A 24,887-nucleotide genomic window follows, 5' to 3' on the forward strand; every position below is an offset into this window, starting at 1 on the left:
TGGCGGGCCCGGGCCGCGACGGTGATCGCCGTTCCCCTTGCGGGCATGGCGGTTGCAGGCGAGGATTGCCCAGGATTCGGCCGTTGCCTCGTGCCTAGAGGGCGGCCGTGAAGTCGAGACCCGTCCCCCGCTCGGAGCGAGATTGCCATGCCCGTGACAAGGTCGGAAGCGTTGTTCTTCGCCGCCGGATTGGTGGTCGGCGCCACGGCGGGCGCGAACTACCCACTCCTCAAGGAGAAGCTGGGGCCCCTGCTTTCCGGTGCCCTCGCCGGCGCCGGCGCGGCGTTCGGCGAGTCGTACTCCGAGATGGCCAAGAAGGTCGCCGAGAAGGTCGAGGCCGTGCAGGACGCCATGGCCGAGATGAAGCAGGCCGGCGAACCGGACGCCCCGTCGCCGGCCGGGAGCGGGGCGGCCGAGGCGATGCCCGTGTAACTGACGCTCTTCTCCGGGCCGGCGAGCCAACCCTCTCCGGCCCCGCGTCCCGGGTGGTTGGATCGCCGCGCATGCCGTTCGTACCAAGCCGAAAACTCTCCTCTCGATCGCTGAACCGCCTGACGAACTCCACCATCACCGTCCGGGATGCCCATGGACATTGCAATTACGTTCCCCTCCCGCGGCCAGATCCGGCTGGGTAGCCAGCGGCTCTTCTCCGAGCCGGGCAACGAGGACTGCCGGCGCTTCCTGGAGCGGGTCTTCCACGCCCCCGAGATCACGGACGTGACGATCGACAGCGGCCGGAAGGGGGGCGAGCTCCCGTTCGCGGAGCTCCGTTTCTGCCCGTCGACCCATTCCCTCCCGGAGGTCGTCCGGCGGATCTCGTCCTGCCTGACGTCCGGGCGTCCGCCGGGCTCCGGGCCTGACGGGGAGGGGACCGGAAATCGAGGGGTCGCGATCCGTTCCGTGACCCCGGTGCGCACCGAGACGGGACAGATTCGGTTCTTCCGCTACGGCTCGGTGGTCACCAACTGGGAGGTGAAGCACGAGATCCCCGGGCGCCTCCGGCTCAGGAACCCGGCCATCCACCGCCGAGGGGAGCTCTGCCAGGCGATCGAGCGCGAGCTGATGAGCGTCCTGGGGGTGGATTCCTACCGGACCAACCCGCTGACGTCGACGGTCCTGGTCCAGTACGACCCGGCGGAGCTGACCCGCGATCAGATCATCGAGATCATCGACGGTGCCCTCCATTCGGCCGAACGTCCCGAGAAGCCGGATCGGGCGGACGTCCATCTCCCGCTCTGCACCCTCTCGCTGCCGGTGGCGGCCGTCGCCCAGTTCGCGGTGCCCGCGCTCCTGCCCGCCGCGGCCCTCCTCTTCGCCTACACGTCGATCCCGACGTTCAAGGAGGCCCGCGCCGTCCTCTTCGAGGAGCGGCGGCTCGGGGTGGACGTGCTCGATTCGATCGTCGTCATCGGCTGCCTGGGGACGATGTCCATCTTCCCCGGTGCCGTGCTCTGCTGGTGCCTCAGCTTCGGCCGGGTGCTGGTCAAGCGGACGCAGGACAACTCCAAGAAGCTACTGCTCAACGCCTTCGGCAAGCAGCCCCGGTTCGTCTGGCTCTATCGCGACGGCGTGGAGGTCCAGGTCTCGCTGGATCGGCTCGAGGCCGGGGACACGATCGTCGTCAACACGGGCGAGGTCGTGCCGGTCGACGGGATCATCACCGAGGGCCTGGCGATGATCGACCAGCACGCCCTGACCGGCGAGTCGACGCCCGCCGAGAAGGGCGTCGGCGATCGGGTCTTCGCCTCCACGCTCATGGTGGCGGGCAAGGTGCTGGTCTCGGTGGAGAAATCCGGCAGCGAGACCGCCTCGGCCAAGATCAGCCAGATCCTCAACGACACCGCCGGGTACAAGCTGAGCTCCCAGCACAAGGGGGAGCGGCTCGCGGACAGGGCCGTGATCCCGACCCTGACCATCGGCGCCGTGGGCATGGCCACGATGGGGCCCGCCGGCGCGGTCGCGGTGCTCAACAGCGACTTCGGCACGGGGATCCGGATGGCCGCGCCCCTCGCCATGCTCTCCTCGCTGGCCCTGGCCGCCAGCAAGGGGATCCTGGTCAAGGATGGCCGGGCCCTCGAGCTCATGAACGAGGTGGACACGGTCCTCTTCGACAAGACGGGGACCCTCACCCGCGAGCGGCCGGAGGTCGGCCGGGTCCTCGCGGCCGAGGGCCTCGACCGGGACCAGATCCTCCTCTACGCCGCGGCGGCGGAGAAGAAGTTCCACCACCCGATCGCGCTGGCCATCCTCCACAAGGCGAAGGAACTGGGGCTCGAGCTCCCGGAGACCGACGAGACCCAGTACAAGGTGGGCTACGGGATCACGGTCCAGATCGACGGCCACCTCATCCGGGTCGGCAGCAAGCGATTCATGGAGCTGGAGAACCTCCCCATCAGCGATTCGATCCTCGAGGCGCTCGAGGAGTGCCACCGCGAAGGCCACACGATGGTCATGGTCGGCGTCGACGACCGCGTCGGCGGCGCGATCGAGCTCCACGCGGCGGTCCGCCCCGAGGTCCGGGAGATCGTCCAGGGGCTCCGCGACCGGGGGATCAAGCACATCGCCATCATCTCCGGCGACCACGAGGCCCCCACCAAGAAGCTGGCCGAGTCGCTGGGCATGGACCGCTACTTCGCCCAGGTCCTCCCCGCGGACAAGGCCGATCACGTCGCCACCCTCCAGGCCGAGGGGAAGAAGGTCTGCTTCGTCGGCGACGGCATCAACGACTCGATCGCGCTCAAGAAGGCGAACGTGTCGATCTCGCTGCGGGGCGCATCCTCGATCGCGACCGACACCGCGCACATCGTCTTCATGGAGCAGGGGCTCACGAAGCTCTGCGAGCTCCGCGACATCGCCCGGGATCTCGATCGCAACGTGAAGCGAAGCTGGAGCATGATCCTCGCCCCCAACATCGCCTGCATCCTGGGGGTGTTCACCATGGGCTTCGGGATCATGGCGTCGGTCGTCACCAACAATGTCGCGGCCATCGGCGCGCTCGCCAACGGGATGATGCCGCTGCGGAAGATCGCGGAGATCGAGGCCGAGAAGAAGCACGAACAGGAGCTGAGGAGGGCCTATGGCCTGGCGCGAAAGACTCCATGAGCGGCGGCTCCGGAAGCCGATCACGGCCGAGACGATCGCGGCCCTCCGGGACGAGTTCCAGCGCCGCCGGCATGAGATCCCCATGCCCGCGGAGCTTCACGAGCACCCCTCGAAGCCCGAGATGACGATCAAGACGAAGTGGCTCTCCTTCATCGTCCAGTTCCACGAGGACATCATGAAGGTGGATGCCGAAATGACGTTGGCCGCCAAGATGCTCGCGACCCGCGAGAACCGCCGACTGGCGATCCAGTTCATCGACAGCGTCGCCGACGACCTGAACCTCTGACGTCCGCCCCGGTGGGACTGGGAGTCGGCCAAGGGCCGAGGACCATGGATATGCCAGAACCAGGCCCGGATTCGAACGGGCGCGATGGATTCAACCTCCGGCCCAGGACACGATCCGGACCCTTCCACAAGGATTCCGCCCGGTTCCACGTGTTCCTGGTGGACACCGGCTGGAATACCCCGGTCTCGAAGGTCCTCCACGAGCAGGTCCATCTGTTCCATCGCTATCATCCGCAGGATCCCCTCTTCATCCTCACGCGCGAGCAGTCGATCTCCCTACTGAAGCACGCCCCCGACCACATCGGGCTCGACCCGATGGTCATCATGTATGACATGTATCGGCCGACGCACCCGACGAAGACCCAGGCGAACTACCACGGCTTCCGGCTCAACCTGGGGGTCTTCAAGAACCCGCAGCAGGCCGCCGCCAAGCTCCAGGAGTTCCTCAAGTTCGTCGCCAGGAACCGGGAGGCGGAGTGCCTCTCCGACGAGGTCGCTCGCGAGCTGCATCGCGAGGGGATGACGAACATGGTGAAGCTCCTTCGCGAGGCCTCCGAGGCGTCGCTCGAGCTCCTCTGATCCGAGCGAGGCTCCCTTTTCCGGAAGGCAGGTCAGCGATGAATGAGGAAGGAATCCCGATCTTCCCCCTGATCCTCGGCAGTCTCGTCCTCTGCTACTTCGGCTTCGAGGTCAATCGTCAGCGGCACAAGCTGCGGACGATCTTCAACGTCTTCGATCGCGAGGAATCCGAGCTCGCCGACCTCCTCGAGAGATGGGTCGAGGCCGGAGATCTCAAGCCCTACGTGATCCCCGAGCCGATCTGACTCGACCGCCGAAGGTGAGCGAGCCCGAAGATGTCGATCGACGCCCGAATCGAGGAGAGGACGGCCCGGACCCGCGTCGAGCGCGGGCGCGCCGTCGTGTCGCCCTCGAACCATGCCGCCATCCCCGACGGCGGTGGCGACCTCCCGCCAGTCTCCTTCGCCTCAGCCAACGCGGCCGTCACGCTCGCGGTCGTCAGTGATTTCGTCTTCCCGCCGGCATGGCCGGTCGCGGCGGCGACCCTCGTCGGCATGAACCTTCGCGCCTTCGAGACGGCGGCGCGGCAGGTCCGCGGGGGGCGGATCGAGGTCCCCGCGCTCTATTCCACGATCGCGGGGCTGACGATCGTCACCGGCCAGTTCCTGCCGTGGGCGGCGATGAGCTGGGCGATGCGATTCTGGAAACGGGGCTATCGCGACGAGCTCGCCTCGGCCCGCGATCGGCTCAGGGCCGATCTGGGGCAGGGTGAAGGCCCCGTGCGGCTCAGGGTGCGGGAAGGTCTCACGACCGACATCCCGCCCGAGCTGCTCAGGCCCGGCGAGGTCGTCCTCCTGGGCCCGGGCGACTCGCTCCCGCTGGACGGCCGGATCCTCCAGGGCGTCGGGCTGATCGACGACCGGCCGGTCCGCGGCGGCCGCGGCTATCGCCGAGGCCGGGCCGAGGACGACGTGCTGGCCGGGTCGAAGGTCATCTCCGGGTCATTCCTGATCGAGCTCCGTCGGCCCGCGAACGAATCGCGCGCGAGCACCCTGACGCGGATCGCTCTGGGGGCCGCCGGCCAGGCGCCGGGCGAGCGGACTCCGTCGCGGATGGGCGAGGCCTTCGCGTCCAGGGCCGTCTTGCCGACGCTCACGGCGGCCGGTGTCGGACTGATGGTCGGCGATGCCCCCACGGCGCTGGCCACGCTCCGGGCGGACTATGCGTCGGGGCCCGGACTGTCCTATCCCCTCGAACGGCTCCGGGCGCTGTCGGAGTGCTCGCGACGCGGGATCGTCGTCCGCGACCCGTCCGCCCTCGACCGCCTCGCCGAGGTCGACGTCGTCCTGGTCGAGGACCTTGCCGCACTCTCCGCGACGGAGCTCGAGGTCGCCGCGGTCCGGGTTTTCCCCGGCCACGACGAGTCGGAGATCCTCCGGTTCGCGGCCTCGGCCCTGTTCAACCTGGACGACCGGCGAGCGTCCGCGCTCCGATCGGCCTGTCGGGCCCGCAAGCTCAGCCTGCTGCGGGCCGCCTCCATCGACCACGGTGCGGACCTCGCGCTCTCGCACGGCGGCCGCGTGATCAAGGTCGGCGACGTGGGGCGCGAACGGTCGACCCGGCCCGAGATCATCGCCGGAGCCCGCGAGCCGGACACCCTGATGGTCGGGATCGATGGCCAGATCGCGGGCCTGATCGAGTTCCGTCCGTCGGCACGCCTCCGGGCCGCGTCGGACCTCGCCGCGCTCCGGGTCGCGGCCCGTCGTCCCCTGGCCATCGGCCTGCTTTCGCGATCGAACGAGGACCGGGCCAGGGCCAGGGCCGCGGCCCTGGGCATGGACTTCCACCTGGCGATCGGGTCGTCCCAGGACCCGGCCCGTCTGGTCGAGCGTTGCCGCGATCGTAACCTGAAGATCGCCTTCGTCGGCGAGTGCCTCGCCTCTCCGGCGGTCGCTCGTGCGGCGGCCGTGGCGGTCTCGATCGACGCGGATCCGGTGGAGTCGGCCGAACGGAACCCGGCGCAGGTCCTGCTCCTCCAGCCGGATCTCGGCGGGCTTTCCGACCTCGCGGACGCGGCCCGCGAGTACCGACAGCAGGTCCGCGCGGCGGAGAAATCCGCCGTGATCCCCAACCTGGCCTGCGTCGCCGGCGCGCTCTTCTTCGGCTTCAACTCGATGACGAACGTGGCCATCACCAACCTCGGGACCCTGGCCACCTACGTACGGACCATGCGAAACCTCCGCGGAGCCCACGATGGACGACAGACCGGCCGCCGAACCCCCCCCGTCCGATGACGATGAGATGGCGCGGATCAAGGACCTGCCGAAGGAAGTGGGGGTCATGCTCGTGACCGTGGGGGCGCTCGGCCTCGTCCTCCCCGGCGTGGTCGGCGCCCCGGCGGCCATCGCGGGAGGGCTCGTCCTCTGGCCCGGGACATTCGGCACGGTCGAGAGCTGGTTCGAACGCCGGTTCCCGACGGCCCACAAGAAGAGCCTCCGCCAGATCCATCGCTACCTCAATGACCTGGAGCGGAGATATCCGGATCTCGCCGGGAGTCATCCCCGTCCCGAGGAGTGATGGGCCGGCGGACCCGGTAGAGGATCCCGGTCACGACACCACCCCCGTCGCCCCGGCTGGAAATGGCCTCCGCGCCGGCATCCAGGCCGCGGCTCTCGACCTCGGACCGGAATCCGCCCGCACTGTTGCGGCCGGGATCGGAGATCCAGGCCTCTCCGCCGGGCTCGAGCAGGCGTGCCAGGAGTCCGGCAACCAGCGGGACCAGCCTCGACTCGTAGAGCACGTCGGAGCCGAGGATCAGCGGATACCGGCCTTCCGGTGGCGACCGCCAGTCCAGCAGGGCGGTGCGGAAGCGGTCCGCGGCAAGTCCGCTTTCCTCAACGCTCCGGCGGACGAAGTCGAGCGGCGCGGGGTCGTAGTCGGTGAAGAGGATCCGAAGCCCCCGTCGGAGGCCGACGAGCCCGGCCAGCCCCACCCCGCAGCCGATCTCGATGGCCTCGCGCCGATCGTCGCCCCGGCCGCAGAGGCGATCCAGCGATTCCGAAGGCTCGGTCGCGATGGCCTGGGCGAGCAGGCAGGCCCCCGGCCAGAGATAGGCCCAGTAGGGCATGTAATCCTCGCGCCGGTTCAGCTCCCGGACGACCTGGTCGTCGAGCATCCGATCCGGCTCACCGGGACGCACCAGGGCGACCTCGTGGCCGGCGAACTCCAGCCGGGAGACGATGACCGGGCCGTGATACTCGGTCGCCGGTGCGGCTCTTCGGCCCGTCGATTCGATTTGGTCGACATCCACGGCGATCTCCTCGGCCTTCACGCGGCCATCAGAGGGGGAACGGATCGACCAGTCGCCGGAGACGATCGCCCAGCGCATCGGCGATGGCGACGGGCTCCGAGAAGAGCCGGTCCGGGCCCGCCCGGAGGGCGAAGGCCAGCGTCTCCTGCGCCAGGTTCACGACGATCAGTCCGAGCGGCACGACGCGATATCGCCGCAGGGACGAGCCGAGGGCCCTGTCCAGGTTGGCCTCGGTCTCCGGCCCGATGGGCGCCGTCGTCAGGCCGACGACCGTCAGCCCGATCGTCGCCGCCTGCCAGGGCGAGTAGCGCATCCCGACGACCATGGCGGATCGTTCCAGGAGCCGGAGATAGGACGATCCGCCGGTGTCATCCTCCTGCATCGGCCGCGACACGAGCGCGACGCTGAGCGCGCGGCCCAGGATCGGGACGCGGTTCCATCGGAGCTCGCGGCGGTAATATCGCAGGATCTCGATCGGGGGCCTGCGATAATCCTCGCCCGGCTCGGCCCGTGCGCCCCCGGATCGAAGGACCGGGTCCAGCAGCTCCAGCAGGTTTTCGTCCGTCATCGATGATCCGGTCGCGGGGAAGGATGGACTCGTTCACTTGGCGGCGCCGCTATGATGAGGTTGCCGCATCCCGATTCCTCCTCTCCCGCCGCCGCCGGTCGGCTCTCGCCGGCAGGAGAAGTTCGATGAGCGCCTCGACGCCCGCGGTGGCCCTCGCCCCGCGAGCCAGCTCCGCATCACGCGTCACCCTGGCCGTCCTGATCACCCCCGAGAAGACCAACCCTTATGGGACTCTCCACGGCGGCGTCCTGCTTCGCCTGGCAGACGAATGCGGAGCGATCGCCGCGCTCCGGCATGTCGGCCACGGCCAGATCACCACGGCCGCCTTCGACTCGTTCACGTTCATCGACCCGGTCCACGTCGGGGAGCGCGTCGAGCTCGTGGCGGAGGTCACCTACGCCGGACGGACCTCGATGGAGGCCCTGATCGAGATCCACGCCGAGCCGTTCACGAAGGCCGAACCGCGCAAGGTCGGCGTCGGCTACGCCGTCTACGTCTCGCTCGGAGAGATGGACGGCAAGCCGCTCCCCGTCCCGCCCTTGCTCTGCGAGACCGAGGCCGACCGCCGCCGCGACGAGCAAGCCCGTGCCCGCCAGTCCATTCGACTGGCCCGCCGCGCCGAGGCGCTGGCTCATCGCAAGGAGCTGACGTGATCCGCCGACAGTGCGAGGAGTGAGGCTTAATCCCCGGCCGATCCACCGGCCGGCTCCCCGCCGGTCCCCGTCCCGGTCGAGGACATGACGCCGGGGACCTCGAACTTGGGGACGGACGCGTCGTTGTAGGCCGGATCGCCTCGGGGCTTCTCGTCATAGCGATAGTTCGTCCGGCCATAGCCGAGGGACTGGCTGGTGCTGGACGAGTAGCCGCTGATGCCGCCGGACGAGCCGTCGTGCAGCTCCTCCGTCAGCCCGTTGAGGCCCTTCTTGAACTCCAGGACGCCGCGGCCGAGTTGCTTGCCGACCTCCGGGAGCCGCTTCCCGAAGAGGAGGACGGCGATTCCCATGATCAGGAGCATTTCCAGGGGACCGAGTTGCGGGAGCATCTCCTCCTCCGAGCGGGTGACGTTCGAGGCCGAGTCCGAGACGAATCAGGAGGTCGGGCGTTGCGTCTTCAGGGGGTCGGCGGGCTGGGCTTCTTGTCGGCGGTCACGGCCTGGTCGATCTCGTCCTCGATCCCCGACACGCCTTTCTTGAACTCGGTCACGCTCTTGCCCAGCGACCGCATCACGCTCGGCAGGCGATTGCCGAAGATGAGCAGGGAGACGAAGGCGACGATGATCAGCTCGGTCGTGCCGAGGTTCTGGAAGAAGGCGAGCGGCATCATGGGATGGTTCCTCAGTCGTGGGGTGCGATACGATACCGGAGTGCGAGGCCGAGTCGTTCGGGTTCAGGGCGAGAGCCGCGGGCCGGTCCCGCTGGCGACGAGTGTCCGCGTGACGATCCAGGCCGCGACCGCCGTCGCCGCCAGGATCGTGAAAAACCAGTAGAGTCGATTCCCGCGAGTCAGGAAGGCCAGGGCGATCTGCTTCCGGGTCCGGGGAGTTGACACGGGCTCCTGTCCCCGCCGGGCCGAGGTCCGACGAACCGGAGAGAGCCACGGCAGCACGGCCTGGGCGCGTTCCCCTTTCAGGACGCCCGATCGCCCGTAGAGCACCAGGACCATCATCCCGATCACGAGCAGTTCCCGGATGCCGATCATCGCCGGGCCTCCCCGAATACGCACGGGCGCCCGGGCATGCCGCAAGAGCCGGCAAGCGATGGCAGGACACCATGATGAGTGCGCGTGAGGGGGAACATGCTGGCGGCACGGGCGCGGCGTCGTGATGGGGAGGGCCGACAGCTCGGCGCCAACCAGGGACCTTGGCGTCTCGACAGGGACGACGCGCGGTGGGTTATCTTCAACTCCATCCTACAGGCGGCGATCGGGGTGTCAACCGGTTTCTCGAGCCGGTAAAGGTTCGGGGGATCGATGTGTCGGGTGAAAGGAACTTGATGCGACCGGGCAGGGGCCCGCCCTGGCCGGTCGTCGAGGAGCAGCGGATACCAGGGGAGGCGGCTTCACGCGGGGCTCATTCGCGTCCATGACGGCAACGAAAGAGCGAGGTGCCTCGCCGTCGGGCGCCGCATCGGCCCAGCACGGCCAGGGCGAAGGACACGGCTCCGAGTGTGATCGAGGACGGCTCGGGAACGGCGATCGCGTCCGCGATGATGCGGCCGGGGAGTGTATCGGGCGCGGTTGCGGAGATGCTCCAGTTGTCGGTTTCGAACCCCGAGAGCGTCGTGTTGGAGTTGGACAGCACCACGGACGTGATCGAGGTCCCGGCTGTCGCGAAGACGTTGACGTAGACGAACGGCTCCCAGATGTCCCCCGCCAGGTTGGCGTTCGGATTGTCGAAGTAGTCCTGACCATCCGGCATCGCCTTGATGGCGTCGAGGACGAAGGAGGATCGGAAACTCCCCAGCAATTGTCCCTGGGAGTAGAAGGCGATTTCGTTGGAGCCGTCCGCGGCCGACCACCAGAACCCGAAGTACGCCTGTGGTTGAGCGAACGTGAGCGTGACCGGCTCGGCGGATCCGCTCTGGTAGCCAAGGACGAAGAAGTTCCCGGTCCCTCCGGCACCTCCCACGGGACTGGCCTCGATGGCGGCGAAGTTGCCCGTCGGCGTGGTGCTGATCTTCCCCACGGAGGTGTCGAGAGATTGATAGCCGCCGGCAGGAAATCCGTCGAAGGTCTCCGTGACCGCACCCGCAACGGACGTCGTCTGTACGTGGGGCGCTTCCACGGAGACGACGAGGTTCGCCCTGGCCGTCATGGTCGTGCCGGCCCAGGACAGCAGCACGGCCTGCACGGCGTGTCCGAATCGATGGAACCTCATTGGCGCGATGACTCCGGACTCGAGGTGTGGACTTCGGCCGGGCCGATGCAATTCAGCCCATGGCGGCGACGATGTCCCCTCCTGAATCCTGCGTCGCAGGCGGATCCGTCACGCAGAATCCTGCAATTCCACGCGCAGCCGCGTTTTCTCCGTGAATTCCCCGGGAATCTTGTGAGCACGAGGACTCACGAGTAACCTTGATCTTGCCCCCGGCTCCGACAATCCACGTCCCGTTGCCGAGGCCTGTTCAAGGGATGCGTAACCCTGGGATGTTGGAAAGTGGATCCTGGCGGCCCGGAGGCGGGGTCGAGACTCGACCGCTTCTGTTGCGCCTTCCGAGGCCCGTGATGCGGCTGGGAACACGGCCCGGGCGCGGTCTGCAGCTCGCGCCGGGCTCGGCAGGAGCCTCGCCCTCCCGGGCCGGGGACGCCTCCCTTCGGGGGGGCGAGGCTCCTGCCGAGCCCCGGGCAGGCTCCGGATGTTCAAGGAAGCCTCGATCCCGCGCAACAGATCCGGGATAGGCCTCGCCCGTCGTAAGGACCAACTTTCCAACACCCCAGCGTAACCCTGGGGATCGCGGAGGATCCAATGTTCGTGCAATACGGGACCTTCGTGAAGCCGGCATCCCCCGGCGGTTGCCTTGCCGCGGCCCAGCAGGCGATGAGCTCGCAGGGCCTGATCATCGTCAAGGGGGCCGACGGGGTCGACTTCGTGGTGATCGGGGGGAACGATGCGGCCACGGTGACCGTGGTCTGCGTCCCCCAGCCCCGCGGGACGTGGGTGGTCGTCTCGGCCTCGTCGCCCGATCCGAACATCGCGGCGCAGGCACGCGACCTCATCCGCGGGATGATCGAGCAGGCGCCCGTGGCGTGACCTCGCCCGGATTCAACCGCCGCTCAGCCCGGTGATCATCTGGAGGTACGGCAGGAAGACGGCCAGGATGATGAACAGAACGAGGGCCCCGACCATGAGGGTGACGAGGGGCTGGACCAGGTGCCCCAGGCTCTTGACCATCACCTCCACCTGTTCGTCGTAATCCTTGGCCAGGACCTTCAGGACCTCGGGCGTCTGGCCCGTCTCCTCGCCCGACTCGAGGACGGCGATCACGTCGTGGGGGAAGCGGCCGGATGGCCTGAGGGCGACGCTCAGCTCCTGGCCGTGGAGCACGGGGTCCTTGGCGTCCTCAACGGCCTTCCTCATCGGGACCAGCGACATCACCCCGGCGGTCATGTCCATCGACTCCCGCATCCCTACACCGGCGTCGAGCAGCGAGGAGAGCGTCCGCGCGAACCGGCTGATGTCGAGCTTGGTGAGGAGCGGCCCCAGGACCGGGACCCACATCAAGAGCGGGTCGATCATGGCCTTGCCACCGGCCGTCCTGTAGAAGCGGATCAGGAGGAAGGGCCCGCCGATCAGGACCAGGGCGACCGTCACCAGGCCGTAGGACTGCCTCATGAAGTCGCTGAAGGCCATCAGGACCCGGCTCGGCAGCGGCAGGCCCCCGCCGCCGCGACGGCCGATGTCCTTGAGCAGGTCCGCGAACAGGGGCAGCAGGAAGATGGCGATCAGCAGGCCGACGCACACGGACATGGTGAGCACGATCACCGGATAGATCATCGCCGTGCGGGCCTGGCGAATCATCCGCTGCCGGGACTCGTAGTAGTCGCCCATCATCCGGAGCGTCTCCGGCACGCCGCCCCGCGCCTCGGCCACCCGGATCATGCTCAGGAACATCGCGTTGAATGCACCCGGCTCGCGGGCCATGGACTCCTCGAGCGTCGAGCCGGCCTTGATCGCCTGACGCATCCGCCCCAGGACCGGCCCGAGCGCCGACATGCCGAACTGCTTCGAGAGGCTGCTCAGCGCGCGGTCGTAGTCCACGCCGGCGTTGAGGTAGGCCGCGAACTGGCGGCAGAACTGGGCGAGCTGCCCGGAGCTGACCTTGCCGAAGAAGATCCGCTCCCACCACCTCGCCTCGGGAGCAAGGGCCTCCTTGAACTCGAGGCCCGTGGACGAGGACGCCTTTAGCGTCTTCCTGGGACGGGCCGGCGATGACGGAGACTCCGAACCTTCGCCGGACGAATAGGCCGGATTCGGCCGGAATGTCGAGCCGCCCTCCGATCCCGGGGGCCGAGAGGAACCGCCGGCGGGCCGCTTCGGTCGGGGTCGAGGCTCCGGATCATCAGGCAGTCGACTCATCGGCTCAACCTCCGGCTGCGCGGACATTCCTCGTGGCCCGGAGTTCATCGTCCGGGCCGGAGGCGCCGAGGTCAAGGGGGCGCAGACAAATGTCCGATGCCTCCGCTCAGGCACTCGACGCTTCGGGCGTCCACTTCAGGACCGGGCTCTTGGCCGCCTTCACCTCGTCGAGGCGGCTGACCGGCGTCGTGACCGGGGCGTCGTGGAGCAACTGCGGATCCTCGTGGGCGATCTTCAGCAGGACCCGGGCGAACTCTTCCAGGGTCTCTCGACTCTCCGTCTCCGTGGGCTCGACCATGAGGGCCTCGGGGACGATGAGGGGGAAATAGACCGTGGGGGCATGGAAGTTGTAGTCGATGAGCCGCTTGCCGATGTCCATGGCGCGGATGCCTCGCTCCTTGGCGAGCGTCCGGGCGGAGGCCACGAACTCGTGCATGCAGCGGCCGCCGAAGGGCACCGGGTAGACGTGCTTCACCAGCGCGAGGATGTAATTGGCGTTGAGGACCGCGTGCTGGGCCACCCGGAGCAGGCCCTCCGGACCCTGGGAGCGGATGTAGCAGTAGGCCCGGAAGAGGACGCCGGTGTTGCCGAAGAAGGCCCGGACCCGGCCGATCGACTTCGGCCGGTCGTGGTCGAGGTAATACGTGCCGTCCTCGCGGCGGCCGACGACCGGAGCGGGCAGGTAGGGGGCCAGGTGCTCGCGGACCGCGATCGGCCCGGCGCCGGGGCCGCCGCCGCCGTGCGGGCCGGAGAAGGTCTTGTGGGGGTTGTAGTGCATCAGGTCCACCCCCATGTCGCCCGGCCGGACCACGCCGAGGATGGCGTTCATGTTGGCGCCGTCGAGGTAGAGCAGAGCACCCCGCTCGTGAATTCGCTTCGCGATCTCGCCGATCTGGGGGTCGAACAGCCCGACCGTGTTCGGATTCGTGATCATGAACACGGCCGTGTCGTCGCCGAGGTGTCGGTCCAGGTCGGCCAGGTCCACCAGGCCGGAGGCATTGCTCTTGATGGTGATCGTTTCGAAGCCGGCCAGGTGGGCGGAGGCCGGATTGGTCCCGTGGGCACTGTCCGGGATCAGGACCTTGGTCCGGGTCTCTCCCCGGTCGCGGAAGTAGGCCGCCGCGACCAGCAGCGCGGTGAGCTCGCCCTGCGCGCCGGCCGCCGGCTGGAGGCTGACCGCGTGCAGCCCGGCGATCTCCGCCAGGCAGTCCTGCAGCTCGAACAGGATCGCCAGCAGCCCCTGGAGCGTGCCGTCGTCCTGGTAGGGATGCTGGGCGCCCAGGCCCGGCAGCGACGCCAGCCGCTCGTTCCGCTTCGGGTTGTACTTCATGGTACAGGAGCCGAGCGGGTAGAAATTCGAGTCGATCGACATGTTCGACGACGAGAGGTTGGTGTAGTGCCGGACCACGTCGAGCTCGCTCAGCTCCGGCAGCGGCGGCGCGGTCGCGGCGCGGAGGGCCGGCGGGATCAGCGAGTCGAGCGGCTTCTCGGGGACGTCCGATTCGGGCAGGACGGCCGTCGCGCGGCCCGGTCGGCTGGACTCGAAGAGCAGAGGGGGCGGGTCGAGCTTGTACATCGTCGCTGCGAGGTCTCCGGGGGATCCGGGCGGTTGGATTGGGTCGAGAGGCGTGGCGTGGCTCAGGCGGACTTGAGGGCGTCCTCGTAGGCGGCGGACAGGCCGTCGATCTCCTCGCGGGTCCGTTTTTCCGTGACCGCGACCAGGATGCAATCGGCGAGCGACGGATACCAGCGGCCCAGCGCGATCCCGCCGTGATAGCCGCCCTTGCCGACCGCGGCGAGGACGATCGCCGGATCCTTCCTCGACCTGAGGACGAACTCCTTGAGGAACGGGCCCGCGTACGCCAAACTCAGCCCGGGGACGGCGGACAATTTCTCGGCCGCGTAATGGGCCTTGCGGGCGGAGAGCTCCGCGGCCTGGCGGAGCCCGCCGGGGCCCATCGCGGCCAGGTAGATGCTGGACCTGAGGGCGAGCAGGCCCTGGTTGGTGCAGATGTTCGACGTCGCCTTCTCGCGGCGGATGTGCTGCTCGCGGGTCTGGAGCGTCAGGACCCAGCACCGCTTGCCGTTGCGATCGGTCGTCTGGCCCACGATCCGGCCGGGCAGCTTGCGGATGTAGGCCTCGCGGCAGGCCATGATCCCCAGATATGGGCCGCCGAAGCTGAGCGGATTGCCCAGCGATTGACCCTCCGCCACCACGATATCCGCGCCGTAGTCCGCCGGCCGCTTGAGGAGCCCGAGGCTGAGGGGATCGACGCTCGCGATCACGACCGCGCCCCGGGCGTGGGCCGCGGCGGCCAGGGCCTCCATGTCCTCCAACTGGCCGAAGAAGTTGGGATGCTGGAGGACGACGGCCGCCGTGTCGTCGGTCAGGGCGTCCGCCAGCGAATTCGGGTCGACGATGCCCCTGGGAGCGGGGATCGTGACGACCTCCGGCTCCAGGTGGGCGAGCATCGTCGAGGCGATCTGGCGATGCTCGGGGTGGACCGTCTCGGGCACGATCACCCGGCCGAACCGCCTAGTGCTGGTGATGGCCATGAGGATGGCCTCGGCCACGGCGGAGCCGCCGTCGTAGAGGCTCGCGTTCGAGACGTCCATCCCGGTGAGCTGGGTGATCAGCGTCTGGTACTCGAACGTCGCCTGCAGGGTCCCCTGGCTGGCCTCGGCCTGGTAGGGGGTGTACGCCGTGTAGAACTCGCCCCGGGAGGCGAGGTTGTCCACCACGGCGGGGATGAAGTGGTCGTAGGCACCCCCGCCCAGGAAGCAGACGCGTCGATTGGCCCCCTCGTTGCGTCCCAGCAGGCCGGCGACGTGCGTCGTCAGCTCGAGCTCCGTGAGCGCGGGGGGGACGGCGAGGGGCCGCTTCAGTCGAAGGTCGGCCGGGACGATGTCGAAGAGCTGATCGAGCGAGTCGAGCCCGATCGTCGCCAGCATGGTTCGGATGTCATCCGGCGTGTTCGCAATGTAGGCCATGTCGTCTCAGTCGCGGCCGTCGCGCCGCGGGTCCTTCTCGAGGGTGAAATCCGAAGCCACGGAGGATGGTCGTCAATGCTCCTCTTCGGCGACCTTCTTCTCGTAGGCGGCGTGGTCCAGGAGGTCGGAGGTGGCCGAGGGGTCGTCGATCTCCATCTTGATCAGCCAGCCCTTGCCGAAGGGATCCTCGGACAGGACCGTCAGGTCGTCGGCGACGGCCTGGTTGACCTCCGTCACCTTGCCGGAGAACGGTGCGTACAGCTCGCTGACCGACTTGACGCTCTCGATCTCGCCGAAGCCCTTGCCGGCCTTGAGGGTCTTGCCGACCTCGGGGAGGTCGATCATCAGCAGGTCGGTGAGCTGGTCGACCGCGAACTTGGAGATCCCGATCGTGGCGATCTTGCCGTCCAGGTGCACCCATTCGTGCGAGGGGAGGTAAAGGAGCGTCGTCGGATCCATGGAACAGGTCCTTCGGTTGCGAGAGTCCACGCGTCAGAACGTTATTCGGTATAGTCCGGGGAGACGGTCGCGGCAATCCGCGTCAGTGGGCCGAGGGGCGGCGGTAGAAGGGGAGCGGGACCACCTTGGCGGGCTCCTTGTGGCCGCGGACGTCCACCTGGAGGGACGTGCCGACCTCGGCGGCGGCCGGTTCCACCAGGGCCATCGCCAGGCTCGCCTGAAGCGTCGGTGCAAACGTCCCGGAGGTCACCTCGCCGACCTTGACGCCCCCCTGGAGCACCTCGGCACCCTGGCGGGCGATCCGCTTGCTCTCGAGCTGAAGGCCCACACGGGCCGCGCCGGGGTCCTTCTTGAAGGCCCGAAGCGGCTCCCGGCCGACGAACTCCCCCTTTTCCAGCTTCACCGCCCAGCCCACCCCCGCCGCGTACGGGTTGATCTCGGCCGAGAGCTCGTGGCCGTAGAGCGGCATGGCCGCCTCGAACCGGAGCGTGTCCCTCGCACCGAGGCCGCACGGGAGGATGCCGTGGCCCTTTCCGGACTCGAGCAGGGCCTCCCAGACGCGTACGGCCTGGTCCGACGGGACGATCAGCTCGTAGCCATCCTCGCCGGTGTAGCCGGTCCGGCTCACGATCGTGTCGAGCTCTCCGAAGAGCCTCCCCGCGACCAGGTGATAGTATCGGACCCCGGCCAGATCCTGATCGAAGAGGGGCTGGACCACGGCCGCCGCGTGGGGGCCCTGGACGGCGATCATCGCGGTATCCAGCGTCCGGTCGTGGAAGACCGTGTTGGAGCCCTGGCAATACGTCTCGAGCTGCCGGTTGACGTTCGGCCGGTTCGAGGCGTTGCAGACGACCAGGTAGCCGTGCTGGTGGCGATAGACGAGGAGGTCGTCGATCAGGCCGCCCTTCTCGTTGGGCATCAGGCTGTACTGGATCTGGTTCACGGCCAGCTTCGCGGCGTGATTGGTGGTCACCCGCTCGATCCAGTCCAGGGCCCCGGGGCCGTCGAAGGTGAGCCGCCCCATGTGGCTGATGTCAAACAGGCCCACCCGCTCGCGGACGGCCCGGTGCTCCTCGACGATGGTCGAGTACTGGACGGGCATGAGCCACCCGCCGAACTCGACGATCCTTCCACCGTGCGATTGATGCCAGTCGAAAAGAGGAGTCTTCAGGGAGGACGCTTCGGTCATGGTTCGGGCTACACCTCGGGCGGGGTCGCGAAACGGCGCTCGTTCGGAGAGTGGAGGGCCCATTCTACTCTCCGGCGTGCCGATTTGAAAACTGAGGCGTTGCGGACGGGCATCACTCCGCGTCCGTTCCCGGAGTCCGGGTTCCCCCCATCCATCGAAAATGGGCCCGGGATGTTGCCCGAAGGCGTTGCTGATGCGGAGGATCTCGTCCTCGAACCAGATCGGGTCGTCGACGATCGGATCGCGATCCGTGGGAGTCAACCTCCGGCCGCATTGACGGATGCCGGCATTTCCGCGGCCGATCGCCCTCCCGGGCCGATCCCGGGCGGAGCGGCGCCGCCGGATGCAAGGGGTTTCGGCTGCCCTTGATGATCGCGGATGAAGGAAATGATGTCGATCAGGACCCTCTCGTGGTCCTTGGGCGAATCGGTGGTCAATGCCTTCGGGAACGCGTCCGTGCACGATCCGGCACAATCTAGCGGTCGCACTTGCAGGTACGAGCAATACCCCGACCTCAGCCCGCCGCTCAATCGCCTCACTAGACTTGCCTCCCGGGCCGGAGCCTGGCAGACTGGCGGCAACCTGAACATGCGATGAGGGGTTGCCTGACCATGGCCAAGAAACCGCGCGAGGGACCGGCCGGCGATGCGAAGGCCGGCGGGGGGATGCTCAAGCCGCCGGCCGAGCTCGTCTATGAGGCCGAATTGAAGGCGCTCGGAGAGGCCGATCGAGACCCCCGACCGCCGGGCTGGAAGCTCTCGCCGCGGGCCGTGCGGGCGTTCCTCTGCGGGTCGGAAACGCTGTCGATCCGGCGCAAGTTCTTCGGCGACGATACGATGATCGAGCGGGCGATCGTCAGCCTGAGCAGCAATCGCGGGTTGATGCTGGTGGGGGAGCCGGGGACCGCCAAGTCGATGATTTCCGAGCTGCTCGCCGCGGCGATTTCGGGCTCGTCGATCAACGCGATCCAGGGGACCGCCGGGACGACCGAGGATCACATCAAGTACTCGTGGAACTATGCCCTGCTGCTGGCCGAGGGGCCCTCGCCCCGCGCGCTCGTGCCGTCGCCGCTCTACGTCGCGATGAAGGAGGGGACGCTCGTCCGGTTCGAGGAGATCACCCGCTGCCCGCCGGAGATCCAGGACACGCTGGTCTCCATCCTGTCGGAGAAGGTGATGATCGTGCCGGAGCTCGACGGCCCGGACCGGGTCCTGCACGCGAGGCCCGGATTCAACGTCATCGGCACCGCCAACACCCGCGATCGCGGCGTCAACGAGATGTCGAGCGCCCTCAAGCGACGGTTCAACTTCGAGACCGTCCACCCGATCCGCGACCTGAAGCAGGAGATCGAGCTCGTCGGCCGCGAGTGCGACCGACTCCTGAAGGAAGTCTCCGCGCCGGTGACGATCACGCCCCAGGTCGTGGAGCTCCTCGTCTCGGTCTTCCAGGAGCTCCGCGAGGGGGTCTCTCGCGAGGGGATCCAGCTCGAGCGGCCGAGCACGGTGATGTCCACGGCGGAGGCCGTCTCGGTCGCCATGGCGGCGGGGCTGGATGCGTTCTACTTCGACGGCGGGGCCCTCTCGCCCCGGCACGTCGTCCGGCATCTCGCCGGGGCGGTCCTCAAGGACAATCCCGACGACCTGAAGAAGCTCAAGCACTACTTCGACGTCGTCGTCAAGCCGAGGAGCCAGAAGGAGGGGGGGCCTTGGACGGAGATGCTCGAGGCGCGCAAGAGCCTCCCCTGATCCCCGCGATCGACCCCTCCGCGCGGGTCGTCTACGCGCCGGTCCGCCACCACAGCCCGGCCTGTGCGATCCACGTCGATCGCCTGATCCGGACGGTCCGTCCCGATGCCGTCCTGATCGAGGGCCCGCGCGACGCGACGAAATGGATCCACTTGCTGACCCATCCGGGCACGAAGATGCCGGTCGCCATCTACACCACGTACGTGCGACGACAGGCCGCCGAGACGGCGGCGGGGGCATCGATCGTAAAGGCCCAGCCGGTCCGGTACGCGGCCTACTATCCCCTCTGCGACTACTCGCCGGAGCTGGCCGCCATCCGCGCCGCGGCCGAGCTTGGCATGGAGGCCCGGTTCATCGATCTGAGCTATCCCGAGATGGTGGAGGCCGGCCGGAGGGACGGCACGGGGCGCGCGGTGAGCCTCCAGGAGGAGCGGACCTTCTCGCACAGCGACGTCCTTCGCGAGGCCGGCCGGCGGATCGGGGCCCGTGACCCCGACGACCTCTGGGATCAGCTCTACGAGGTCGATCCGGGGGCGAAGGACACGGCCGAGTTCTTCCGGGGCGTGCTGGCCTATTGCGTCCTGGCGCGGAGGGACGCGACGGCGGACCGGCTGGAGGCCGACGGTACCCTGGCTCGCGAGCGGGCCATGGCGGCGGCCATCGCGGAGCAGCCGGGCCGGGTGGTGGTCGTCACGGGCGGCTTCCACACGGTGGCCCTGCCCGGGACCAGGCCGGAGAAGCCCGCACGCGTGAAGGTGGACGAGAAGGATGCCCTCGTCGCCCTCATGCGTTACGGCTTCGAGCAGCTCGACCGACTGAACGGCTATGCCAGCGGCATGCCCTCGCCGGAGTTCTATCAGCGGTCATGGGAGCGGCGACCGGCCACGGGCCTGGTCGTCGAGCTCGCCCGCGAGGCCCGCAAGCGGCGGCAGCCGGTCTCGATCGCCGACGAGATCGCGGCGCTGGAGCAGGTCCGGCGGCTGGCGATGCTCCGCGGCCACGCGAGCCCGTCGCGCGAGGACCTCTCGGACGGGATCCGTTCCGTCTTCATCAAGGGGGCCGACGACCTGGACGGCCTGCCGATCCTGGCCCTCTTGCGGAAGCTCCTGGCAGGCGATCGCGTGGGCGAGGTCCCGCCCGACGCGGGCGTGCCGCCGCTCGTCGAGGACTTCCGCCGGACCTCCGCGCGACTGAAGATCGAGCTCGACCGCATCGAGGCCCGCGAGCTCGCGCTGGACCTCTACCGGGGCGATCGCGCCCGCCAGGCGAGCCGGCTCTTCCATCGGCTTCGGTTCCTCAAGGTCCCGTTCGCCCAGTGGGTCGCCGGCCCCGACTACGTCGCCGGCAAGGACCTCGAGCGGATCCGCGAGGTCTGGACTTATCGATGGACTCCGGACGTCGATTCCTCGCTCATCGAGCGATCCCTCTACGGCTCGACGCTCGAGGAGGCCGCCGCGGCCCTGCTGATGGAGCAATTCACGGAGGCGGAGGCGGACGGCCAGGGCCGCCGCGCCGACCGTGCGGCGACGCTCCTCCTCGAAGCCTGCCGGATGGGCCTGCACCGCCAGGCACCCGACCTGCTGGCGCGGACCGCCCGGCTGGTGGGCGAGGACGGACAGTTCGTCTCGCTCGTCCGGGCGATGGAGCAGGTCCTCGTCCTGCACGTCTCGCGCGAGCCGCTCGAGGCCCACGACCTGGCCGGCGTGACCGAGCTCGTCGACGCGGCCTACGCGCGGGCCTGCTATCTCATCCCAGGGCTGGCCGGGACGGGCGAGGCCGAGGAGAAGGAGGTCCTCGACGCCCTCAACGCCCTGCCGCAGGCCGCGCTCGGGCTGGGAGACGATGAGGCCCGCCGGTCGCTCCGCACCGGTGCCTTGAAGGTCCTCATGGACGACCCCGCCTGCCGGAGCGTCCTCCACGGGGCCGCGGCGGGGCTCCTCTTCGGCTCTGGAGAGCTCGACGCCGAGGGCCTCGTCCGCGCGCTCCACGGTCATCTCCAGAGCGTCAAGGGGCAAGGGCATGAGGGCGCGGCCTTCCTCCGCGGCCTGCTCGGATCGGCCCGGAGCGTCCTCTGGCTGGTCCCGGAAGTCCTCGATCAGCTCCACGAGGTCATCCGGTCCTGGGACGAGGATCGCTTCGTCGCTGCGCTGCCGGAGCTGCGGCTGGCATTTAGCGACCTGACCCCGCGGGAGTGCGACCAGGTCGCCCGACGCATCGGGCAGTCGACCGGTGATCCCGACGGCCGGATGGTCGTTGCCGGCCTGGAGGGATTCGGCGAGGCCGATCTGCTCCAGGGCATCGCGATCAACCGGGGCGTCCTCAAGATCCTCCACGAGGACGGCCTGGAGGAGGTGCTCGGTGCCTGAGCCCGGTGACGATTGGCTGGCCCGGCAACGGTGGCGACTGGTGCTCGGCAAGTTCTCGGAGCGAAGCCTTGGCTCCAGGTTTGGGGACGAAGGGGCGGCCGCGGAAGGGGCCTCCGGGGAGACGCAGAAGCGTCCCGGATCGGGCGGGCCGAGCGGCAACTACGGCCGGATGGACCGGGCCCTCGATTACCTCTACGGCCGCGAGTACGGGCGCCGCGGCGTCCGCGGCTTCAATCCGACGGGGGGGGACCAGCCGAGCGCCCTGAACATCCCCGACTGGCTGAAGGACGTCCGCGAGCTCTTCCCGCGCGAGACGGTCGAGATCCTGGAGAAGCACGCGCTCGAGCGTTACGGCATGACCGAGCTCGTCACGGATGCGGAATCGCTCCGGAAGATGGAGCCCAGTTATGAGCTCCTGAAGGCGGTGATGTCGTTCCGGAACCTGATGGCGCCGGACGTCCTCCTGGCTGCGCGGAAGCTCGTCAGCCAGGTCGTGGAGGACCTCAAGCGGAAGCTCACGCAGGAAGTCCGCCCGGTGCTCTGGGGCAAGCTGAACCGCCAGCGGAGGAGCCCCCTCAAGCTCGCCCGCAACCTGGACTGGCACCGGACCATCCGGGCGAACCTCAAGAATTACGACCGGGAGAAGCGCCGGATCGTGCTCGAGTCGCTCCTGTTTTCATCGCGGGTGGAGCGGCACTTGCCCTGGCACATCATCATGGCCGTCGATTGCAGCGGCTCGATGATGGACAGCGTGATCCACTCCGCGATCATGGCGGGGATCTTCAAGGGCTTGCCGGCCGTCCGCGTTAGCCTGGTTGCGTTCGACACGGCCGTCGTCGATCTGTCGGAACATGCGGACGACCCGACCGAGGTGCTGATGAGCGTGCAGCTCGGCGGCGGGACCGACATCGCCGGCGCGATGGGCTACTGCGAGGGCCTCGTCCAGACGCCGGCGCGGACGATCGTCGTCCTGGTGACCGACTTCTGCGAAGGGAACGCCCCCGGCCTGTTGCCGGCCAGCGTGAAGCGACTTCGTGAGGCCGGGGCGCGGGTCCTCGGCCTGGCGGCCCTCGACGCCGAGGCCAATCCCGTGTACGACCGCGACATGGCCGAGCGGTGCGTGGCCGCCGGGGCCGAGGTGGCGGCGCTGACGCCGAGGAGGCTCGCCGAATGGATGGCGCGGATCCTCTCGTAGCGACGTTTCGCCTGGCGCTCGCGGCCTTCGACGACGAGGCCCTCGCCGCCCTCGCCAACCGGGGACTGGTGCGGCGCGCTCGCAAGGACCTGGAGTCCGTCACGCCGAGGTTGCTGGGCCCGGGAGAGAAGCCCGATCGACTCCGGGTCGAGGTCGGCGACGGCGTGGCTGAGCTCGCCTTGCCTCCGGTCCAGTCGCGATGCTCGTGCCCGGCCAGCGGCATCTGCCGACACATCCTGACGGCTTTGATCTTCGTCAAGGAGAGTGAAGCGGGCACCGAGGCGACCCCAGCCCCCGAATCGATGACGGTCTCCGCCTCGGCCGAGGTCCTCGCCCTCGACGACGACGCCCTGATCAAATGGGCCGGCCGGCCGCTTTTCAACAAGGTGAGGAAGTTGCTGGCGCAGGGACTGCCGGTGGAACTGGAGCCCGGCGACGTCCTGACGGCGAGGCTGCCGACGCGGAACGTCTCCTGCCGCTGGATGACGGCCGGCGGCCTGGACGGCATGATCTGCTCGTGCCACGCGGCGGGGGCCTGTGAACATCGGGTGGCGGCCGTGCTGGCCTTCCAGATCGAGCGGGGGAGCCGGCCCGCGGAGGTCCATGCGGAGCTTGCGCTCGCCGCCTCCACCGACGCGCCCCGGTCGCGCGAGGAGGTGCTCGCCTCGGTCGGAGACGCTCTGGCCCAGATGATCGTGACCGGGCTCTCGCGGCTCTCTCGGGGGACCGCCGAACGGCTCCGGACGCTCGCCATCTCGGCCCAGGGCGTGGACCTGCCGCGGCTCCAGAGGTTGCTCCAGGCGCTCTCTTCCGAGGTCGAGCTTTACCTCAACCGCGACGCCCAGGCCGATGCCGCCCGCGTCCTTGGCCAGGCGGCCCGCGTGGAGGTGCTCCGCCTGGGTCTGGTGAAGAAGCCCTCGCCGCGGCTCGTCGGCGTGCACCGGACGACCTACGAGCCGGTCGGCGACCTCGATCTCATCGGCCTGGGCGCCCGAGTCTGGCAGACGCGGAGCGGCTTCGAGGGCCTCACGGTCTACTTCTGGGACCGGTCCGCGCGAGGCTGGGCGACCTGGTCCGATTCGCGTCCGATCGGGACGCCGGGCTTCGATCCGTCCGGCCGCTTCCGGGCGGAGGGACCCTGGTACGGCCTCGCCTCCCCCGCCGAGGCTTCGAGGCGGGTCATCCGACTCACGGGTGCGTACCGCAATCGCCAGGGTCGGCTTTCCGGCCGGCCCTCAACGCAGGCCATGGCGCTCGGCCCGTCGATTCCGGACGAGGTCCCCGCGTGGATCGCTCGCTGGTCCGAGCTGCCCGATCGTGCGGCGACCCTCTTCGGGGGCGGCCTCGCCGATCGTTCGGAGCAGGACAGTATCGTCCTGATCGCCCCTGCGGCGTGGGAGCCGGCGAGCTTCGACGATCTCCGCCAGCAGATGGTTCGGAACGTCCTCGACGCCGAGGGCCGCCGCCTGCCGCTGGTCGTCCGGCATGAGGCGGGCGCGGGCCAGGCGGCGACGATGCTCGAGGCGCACGATCCTTCCGGAACGACGTCGATCCTGGGCCTCCTGATCCTGGAGGCGGACCGGCTTTGCGTCCTGCCGGTCACGCTTCACACGGCGAGGGGGCCCGTTCACCTGACGCTCGACTCGGCTCGCAAGGTGTCCCCCGCGCGTCGGCCGGCGGTGGCCGTGTCCGCCGGACCGGAGCAGATCGAGACCGACCCCGATCCCGAGGACGATCCCGAGGTGGAGGAGTCCGCGACGAGCCTCGGCCGGTTCCTCGAGCAGGTCTCGGGCGATCTCCTCGCCATTGCGGAAGGTGGTCCGGCGGCCTTCGGGAAGGTCGGCGAGGTCCGCAGGGCTTCGAGGCAACTCGAGGCCGTTGGCCTGGGAGTCCTGGCGATCGTCATGGAGAAGGTCGCCGACGGGCTCGAAGCCCAGCGCCGGGGGGAGCTATCGAATTCCTCCCCTCTCGCCCACGACTTGCTGGCTTGCTATCACGTTGCCCGCCTCTGCCAGTCTCAGGAATCCGTTCAGCAGGCGGCGGACTCACTCGGTATACACCCATAGGTGCCGCAGCACTCGGGT

24 protein-coding genes are annotated in these 24,887 nt (G+C 68.9%); 13 read left to right on the plus strand and 11 right to left on the minus strand.

From position 1 onward, the window contains the following. The first annotated feature begins 147 nt into the window (after positions 1-147). From G6O54_RS10005 to G6O54_RS10035, 7 genes are all read left to right on the plus strand, one after another. A complete protein-coding gene (locus G6O54_RS10005) occupies positions 148-432 on the plus strand; it encodes a hypothetical protein (RefSeq protein WP_165224124.1) in 285 nt (94 codons plus the stop codon). 153 nt (positions 433-585) lie between these two features. Further along, a complete protein-coding gene (locus G6O54_RS10010) occupies positions 586-3,102 on the plus strand; it encodes a heavy metal translocating P-type ATPase (RefSeq protein ID WP_165224126.1) in 2,517 nt (838 codons plus the stop codon). Continuing rightward, entirely contained in the window at positions 3,077-3,388 is a 312-nt protein-coding gene (locus G6O54_RS10015) for a hypothetical protein (RefSeq protein ID WP_165224128.1), read from the plus strand. Before G6O54_RS10010 ends, G6O54_RS10015 begins: the two co-directional genes overlap by 26 nt. A 50-nt stretch (positions 3,389-3,438) precedes the next feature. After that, a complete protein-coding gene (locus G6O54_RS10020) occupies positions 3,439-3,966 on the plus strand; it encodes a hypothetical protein (protein ID WP_165224130.1) in 528 nt (175 codons plus the stop codon). Between the two features lie 38 nt (positions 3,967-4,004). Further along, positions 4,005-4,211 carry a hypothetical protein gene (locus tag G6O54_RS10025; protein ID WP_165224132.1) on the plus strand — a complete coding sequence of 69 codons (207 nt, stop codon included), beginning with the start codon at positions 4,005-4,007 and terminating at the stop codon, positions 4,209-4,211. A 30-nt stretch (positions 4,212-4,241) separates the two neighbouring features. Further along, positions 4,242-6,200 (plus strand): P-type ATPase actuator domain-containing protein, encoded by a 1,959-nt coding sequence (locus G6O54_RS10030; RefSeq protein ID WP_165224134.1) that lies wholly within the window; start codon positions 4,242-4,244, stop codon positions 6,198-6,200. Between the two features lie 7 nt (positions 6,201-6,207). Beyond that, entirely contained in the window at positions 6,208-6,483 is a 276-nt protein-coding gene (locus G6O54_RS10035) for a hypothetical protein (protein WP_165224136.1), read from the plus strand. On the opposite strand, the gene G6O54_RS10040 is transcribed toward G6O54_RS10035, so the two are convergent. Both G6O54_RS10040 and G6O54_RS10045 read right to left on the minus strand, forming a co-directional pair. Then, positions 6,422-7,216, minus strand: a complete 795-nt coding sequence (locus tag G6O54_RS10040; protein ID WP_250846801.1) for a class I SAM-dependent methyltransferase — start codon at positions 7,214-7,216, stop codon at positions 6,422-6,424. The genes G6O54_RS10035 and G6O54_RS10040 overlap by 62 nt on opposite strands. Positions 7,217-7,244: 28 nt before the next feature. Then, positions 7,245-7,784: a hypothetical protein gene (locus tag G6O54_RS10045; protein ID WP_165224140.1), complete on the minus strand. Its 540-nt coding sequence runs from the start codon at positions 7,782-7,784 to the stop codon at positions 7,245-7,247. A 125-nt stretch (positions 7,785-7,909) separates the two neighbouring features. Between G6O54_RS10045 and G6O54_RS10050 the strand changes: the two genes are divergently transcribed. Then, positions 7,910-8,437 carry an acyl-CoA thioesterase gene (locus G6O54_RS10050; protein ID WP_250846802.1) on the plus strand — a complete coding sequence of 176 codons (528 nt, stop codon included), beginning with the start codon at positions 7,910-7,912 and terminating at the stop codon, positions 8,435-8,437. A gap of 26 nt (positions 8,438-8,463) precedes the next feature. Here the strand turns inward: G6O54_RS10050 and G6O54_RS10055 are convergent, their stop codons facing one another. The 4 genes from G6O54_RS10055 to G6O54_RS10070 all read right to left on the minus strand — a co-directional run bounded on the left by G6O54_RS10055 (position 8,464) and on the right by G6O54_RS10070 (position 10,659). Then, on the minus strand, positions 8,464-8,826 hold the full coding sequence (locus G6O54_RS10055) for a Sec-independent protein translocase subunit TatA/TatB (RefSeq protein ID WP_165224142.1): 363 nt from the start codon (positions 8,824-8,826) through the stop codon (positions 8,464-8,466). Between the two features lie 68 nt (positions 8,827-8,894). Further along, positions 8,895-9,107 carry a Sec-independent protein translocase subunit TatA/TatB gene (locus G6O54_RS10060; protein WP_165224144.1) on the minus strand — a complete coding sequence of 71 codons (213 nt, stop codon included), beginning with the start codon at positions 9,105-9,107 and terminating at the stop codon, positions 8,895-8,897. 63 nt (positions 9,108-9,170) lie between these two features. Then, positions 9,171-9,482, minus strand: coding sequence for a hypothetical protein (locus G6O54_RS10065; RefSeq protein ID WP_165224145.1), 312 nt, complete (start codon positions 9,480-9,482; stop codon positions 9,171-9,173). 370 nt (positions 9,483-9,852) lie between these two features. Further along, complete coding sequence (locus G6O54_RS10070) at positions 9,853-10,659, minus strand: Npun_F0296 family exosortase-dependent surface protein (protein ID WP_165224147.1); 807 nt, start codon at positions 10,657-10,659, stop codon at positions 9,853-9,855. 588 nt (positions 10,660-11,247) lie between these two features. Here G6O54_RS10070 and G6O54_RS10075 point away from each other — a divergent pair. Further along, complete coding sequence (locus G6O54_RS10075) at positions 11,248-11,532, plus strand: hypothetical protein (protein WP_165224150.1); 285 nt, start codon at positions 11,248-11,250, stop codon at positions 11,530-11,532. 12 nt (positions 11,533-11,544) lie between these two features. On the opposite strand, the gene G6O54_RS10080 is transcribed toward G6O54_RS10075, so the two are convergent. The 5 genes from G6O54_RS10080 to gcvT all read right to left on the minus strand — a co-directional run bounded on the left by G6O54_RS10080 (position 11,545) and on the right by gcvT (position 17,497). After that, positions 11,545-12,858 (minus strand): type II secretion system F family protein, encoded by a 1,314-nt coding sequence (locus G6O54_RS10080; protein WP_165224153.1) that lies wholly within the window; start codon positions 12,856-12,858, stop codon positions 11,545-11,547. A gap of 106 nt (positions 12,859-12,964) precedes the next feature. After that, on the minus strand, positions 12,965-14,434 hold the full coding sequence (gene gcvPB / locus G6O54_RS10085; protein WP_165224156.1) for an aminomethyl-transferring glycine dehydrogenase subunit GcvPB: 1,470 nt from the start codon (positions 14,432-14,434) through the stop codon (positions 12,965-12,967). Positions 14,435-14,496: 62 nt separating this feature from the next. Further along, positions 14,497-15,849, minus strand: coding sequence for an aminomethyl-transferring glycine dehydrogenase subunit GcvPA (gene gcvPA / locus G6O54_RS10090; RefSeq protein WP_165224159.1), 1,353 nt, complete (start codon positions 15,847-15,849; stop codon positions 14,497-14,499). Positions 15,850-15,921: 72 nt separating this feature from the next. Beyond that, positions 15,922-16,308, minus strand: coding sequence for a glycine cleavage system protein GcvH (gene gcvH, locus G6O54_RS10095; protein ID WP_165224162.1), 387 nt, complete (start codon positions 16,306-16,308; stop codon positions 15,922-15,924). An 82-nt stretch (positions 16,309-16,390) separates the two neighbouring features. After that, a complete protein-coding gene (gene gcvT, locus G6O54_RS10100) occupies positions 16,391-17,497 on the minus strand; it encodes a glycine cleavage system aminomethyltransferase GcvT (RefSeq protein ID WP_165224165.1) in 1,107 nt (368 codons plus the stop codon). Positions 17,498-18,108: 611 nt separating this feature from the next. Between gcvT and G6O54_RS10105 the strand changes: the two genes are divergently transcribed. Genes G6O54_RS10105 through G6O54_RS10120 form a run of 4 tightly spaced genes read left to right on the plus strand, consistent with a single transcriptional unit; the run spans position 18,109 to position 24,869 of the window. Then, entirely contained in the window at positions 18,109-19,242 is a 1,134-nt protein-coding gene (locus tag G6O54_RS10105; RefSeq protein ID WP_165224167.1) for an ATP-binding protein, read from the plus strand. After that, positions 19,203-21,608 (plus strand): DUF5682 family protein, encoded by a 2,406-nt coding sequence (locus G6O54_RS10110; RefSeq protein WP_165224170.1) that lies wholly within the window; start codon positions 19,203-19,205, stop codon positions 21,606-21,608. Before G6O54_RS10105 ends, G6O54_RS10110 begins: the two co-directional genes overlap by 40 nt. After that, positions 21,601-22,803 (plus strand): VWA domain-containing protein, encoded by a 1,203-nt coding sequence (locus G6O54_RS10115; protein WP_205678729.1) that lies wholly within the window; start codon positions 21,601-21,603, stop codon positions 22,801-22,803. The genes G6O54_RS10110 and G6O54_RS10115 overlap by 8 nt, the downstream gene beginning before the upstream one ends. Then, positions 22,779-24,869 carry an SWIM zinc finger family protein gene (locus tag G6O54_RS10120; protein ID WP_165224173.1) on the plus strand — a complete coding sequence of 697 codons (2,091 nt, stop codon included), beginning with the start codon at positions 22,779-22,781 and terminating at the stop codon, positions 24,867-24,869. Before G6O54_RS10115 ends, G6O54_RS10120 begins: the two co-directional genes overlap by 25 nt. The last annotated feature ends 18 nt before the right edge of the window (positions 24,870-24,887 follow it).

Origin of the sequence: Aquisphaera insulae (genome assembly GCF_011064615.1) — a bacterium.
Taxonomy (GTDB): domain Bacteria; phylum Planctomycetota; class Planctomycetia; order Isosphaerales; family Isosphaeraceae; genus Aquisphaera; species Aquisphaera insulae.

What these genes read in the sequence shown, in the direction of transcription:
- G6O54_RS10005 (WP_165224124.1), top strand. Translation starts at nt 148, where the DNA reads ATGCCCGTGACAAGGTCGGAAGCGTTGTTCTTCGCCGCCGGATTGGTG.
- G6O54_RS10010 (WP_165224126.1), top strand. Translation starts at nt 586, where the DNA reads ATGGACATTGCAATTACGTTCCCCTCCCGCGGCCAGATCCGGCTGGGT.
- G6O54_RS10015 (WP_165224128.1), top strand. Translation starts at nt 3,077, where the DNA reads ATGGCCTGGCGCGAAAGACTCCATGAGCGGCGGCTCCGGAAGCCGATC.
- G6O54_RS10020 (WP_165224130.1), top strand. Translation starts at nt 3,439, where the DNA reads ATGCCAGAACCAGGCCCGGATTCGAACGGGCGCGATGGATTCAACCTC.
- G6O54_RS10025 (WP_165224132.1), top strand. Translation starts at nt 4,005, where the DNA reads ATGAATGAGGAAGGAATCCCGATCTTCCCCCTGATCCTCGGCAGTCTC.
- G6O54_RS10030 (WP_165224134.1), top strand. Translation starts at nt 4,242, where the DNA reads ATGTCGATCGACGCCCGAATCGAGGAGAGGACGGCCCGGACCCGCGTC.
- G6O54_RS10035 (WP_165224136.1), top strand. Translation starts at nt 6,208, where the DNA reads ATGGCGCGGATCAAGGACCTGCCGAAGGAAGTGGGGGTCATGCTCGTG.
- G6O54_RS10045 (WP_165224140.1), bottom strand. Translation starts at nt 7,784, where the DNA reads ATGACGGACGAAAACCTGCTGGAGCTGCTGGACCCGGTCCTTCGATCC.
- G6O54_RS10050 (WP_250846802.1), top strand. Translation starts at nt 7,910, where the DNA reads ATGAGCGCCTCGACGCCCGCGGTGGCCCTCGCCCCGCGAGCCAGCTCC.
- G6O54_RS10055 (WP_165224142.1), bottom strand. Translation starts at nt 8,826, where the DNA reads ATGCTCCCGCAACTCGGTCCCCTGGAAATGCTCCTGATCATGGGAATC.
- G6O54_RS10060 (WP_165224144.1), bottom strand. Translation starts at nt 9,107, where the DNA reads ATGATGCCGCTCGCCTTCTTCCAGAACCTCGGCACGACCGAGCTGATC.
- G6O54_RS10065 (WP_165224145.1), bottom strand. Translation starts at nt 9,482, where the DNA reads ATGATCGGCATCCGGGAACTGCTCGTGATCGGGATGATGGTCCTGGTG.
- G6O54_RS10070 (WP_165224147.1), bottom strand. Translation starts at nt 10,659, where the DNA reads ATGAGGTTCCATCGATTCGGACACGCCGTGCAGGCCGTGCTGCTGTCC.
- G6O54_RS10075 (WP_165224150.1), top strand. Translation starts at nt 11,248, where the DNA reads ATGTTCGTGCAATACGGGACCTTCGTGAAGCCGGCATCCCCCGGCGGT.
- G6O54_RS10080 (WP_165224153.1), bottom strand. Translation starts at nt 12,858, where the DNA reads ATGAGTCGACTGCCTGATGATCCGGAGCCTCGACCCCGACCGAAGCGG.
- gcvPB (WP_165224156.1), bottom strand. Translation starts at nt 14,434, where the DNA reads ATGTACAAGCTCGACCCGCCCCCTCTGCTCTTCGAGTCCAGCCGACCG.
- gcvPA (WP_165224159.1), bottom strand. Translation starts at nt 15,849, where the DNA reads ATGGCCTACATTGCGAACACGCCGGATGACATCCGAACCATGCTGGCG.
- gcvH (WP_165224162.1), bottom strand. Translation starts at nt 16,308, where the DNA reads ATGGATCCGACGACGCTCCTTTACCTCCCCTCGCACGAATGGGTGCAC.
- gcvT (WP_165224165.1), bottom strand. Translation starts at nt 17,497, where the DNA reads ATGACCGAAGCGTCCTCCCTGAAGACTCCTCTTTTCGACTGGCATCAA.
- G6O54_RS10105 (WP_165224167.1), top strand. Translation starts at nt 18,109, where the DNA reads ATGGCCAAGAAACCGCGCGAGGGACCGGCCGGCGATGCGAAGGCCGGC.
- G6O54_RS10120 (WP_165224173.1), top strand. Translation starts at nt 22,779, where the DNA reads ATGGATGGCGCGGATCCTCTCGTAGCGACGTTTCGCCTGGCGCTCGCG.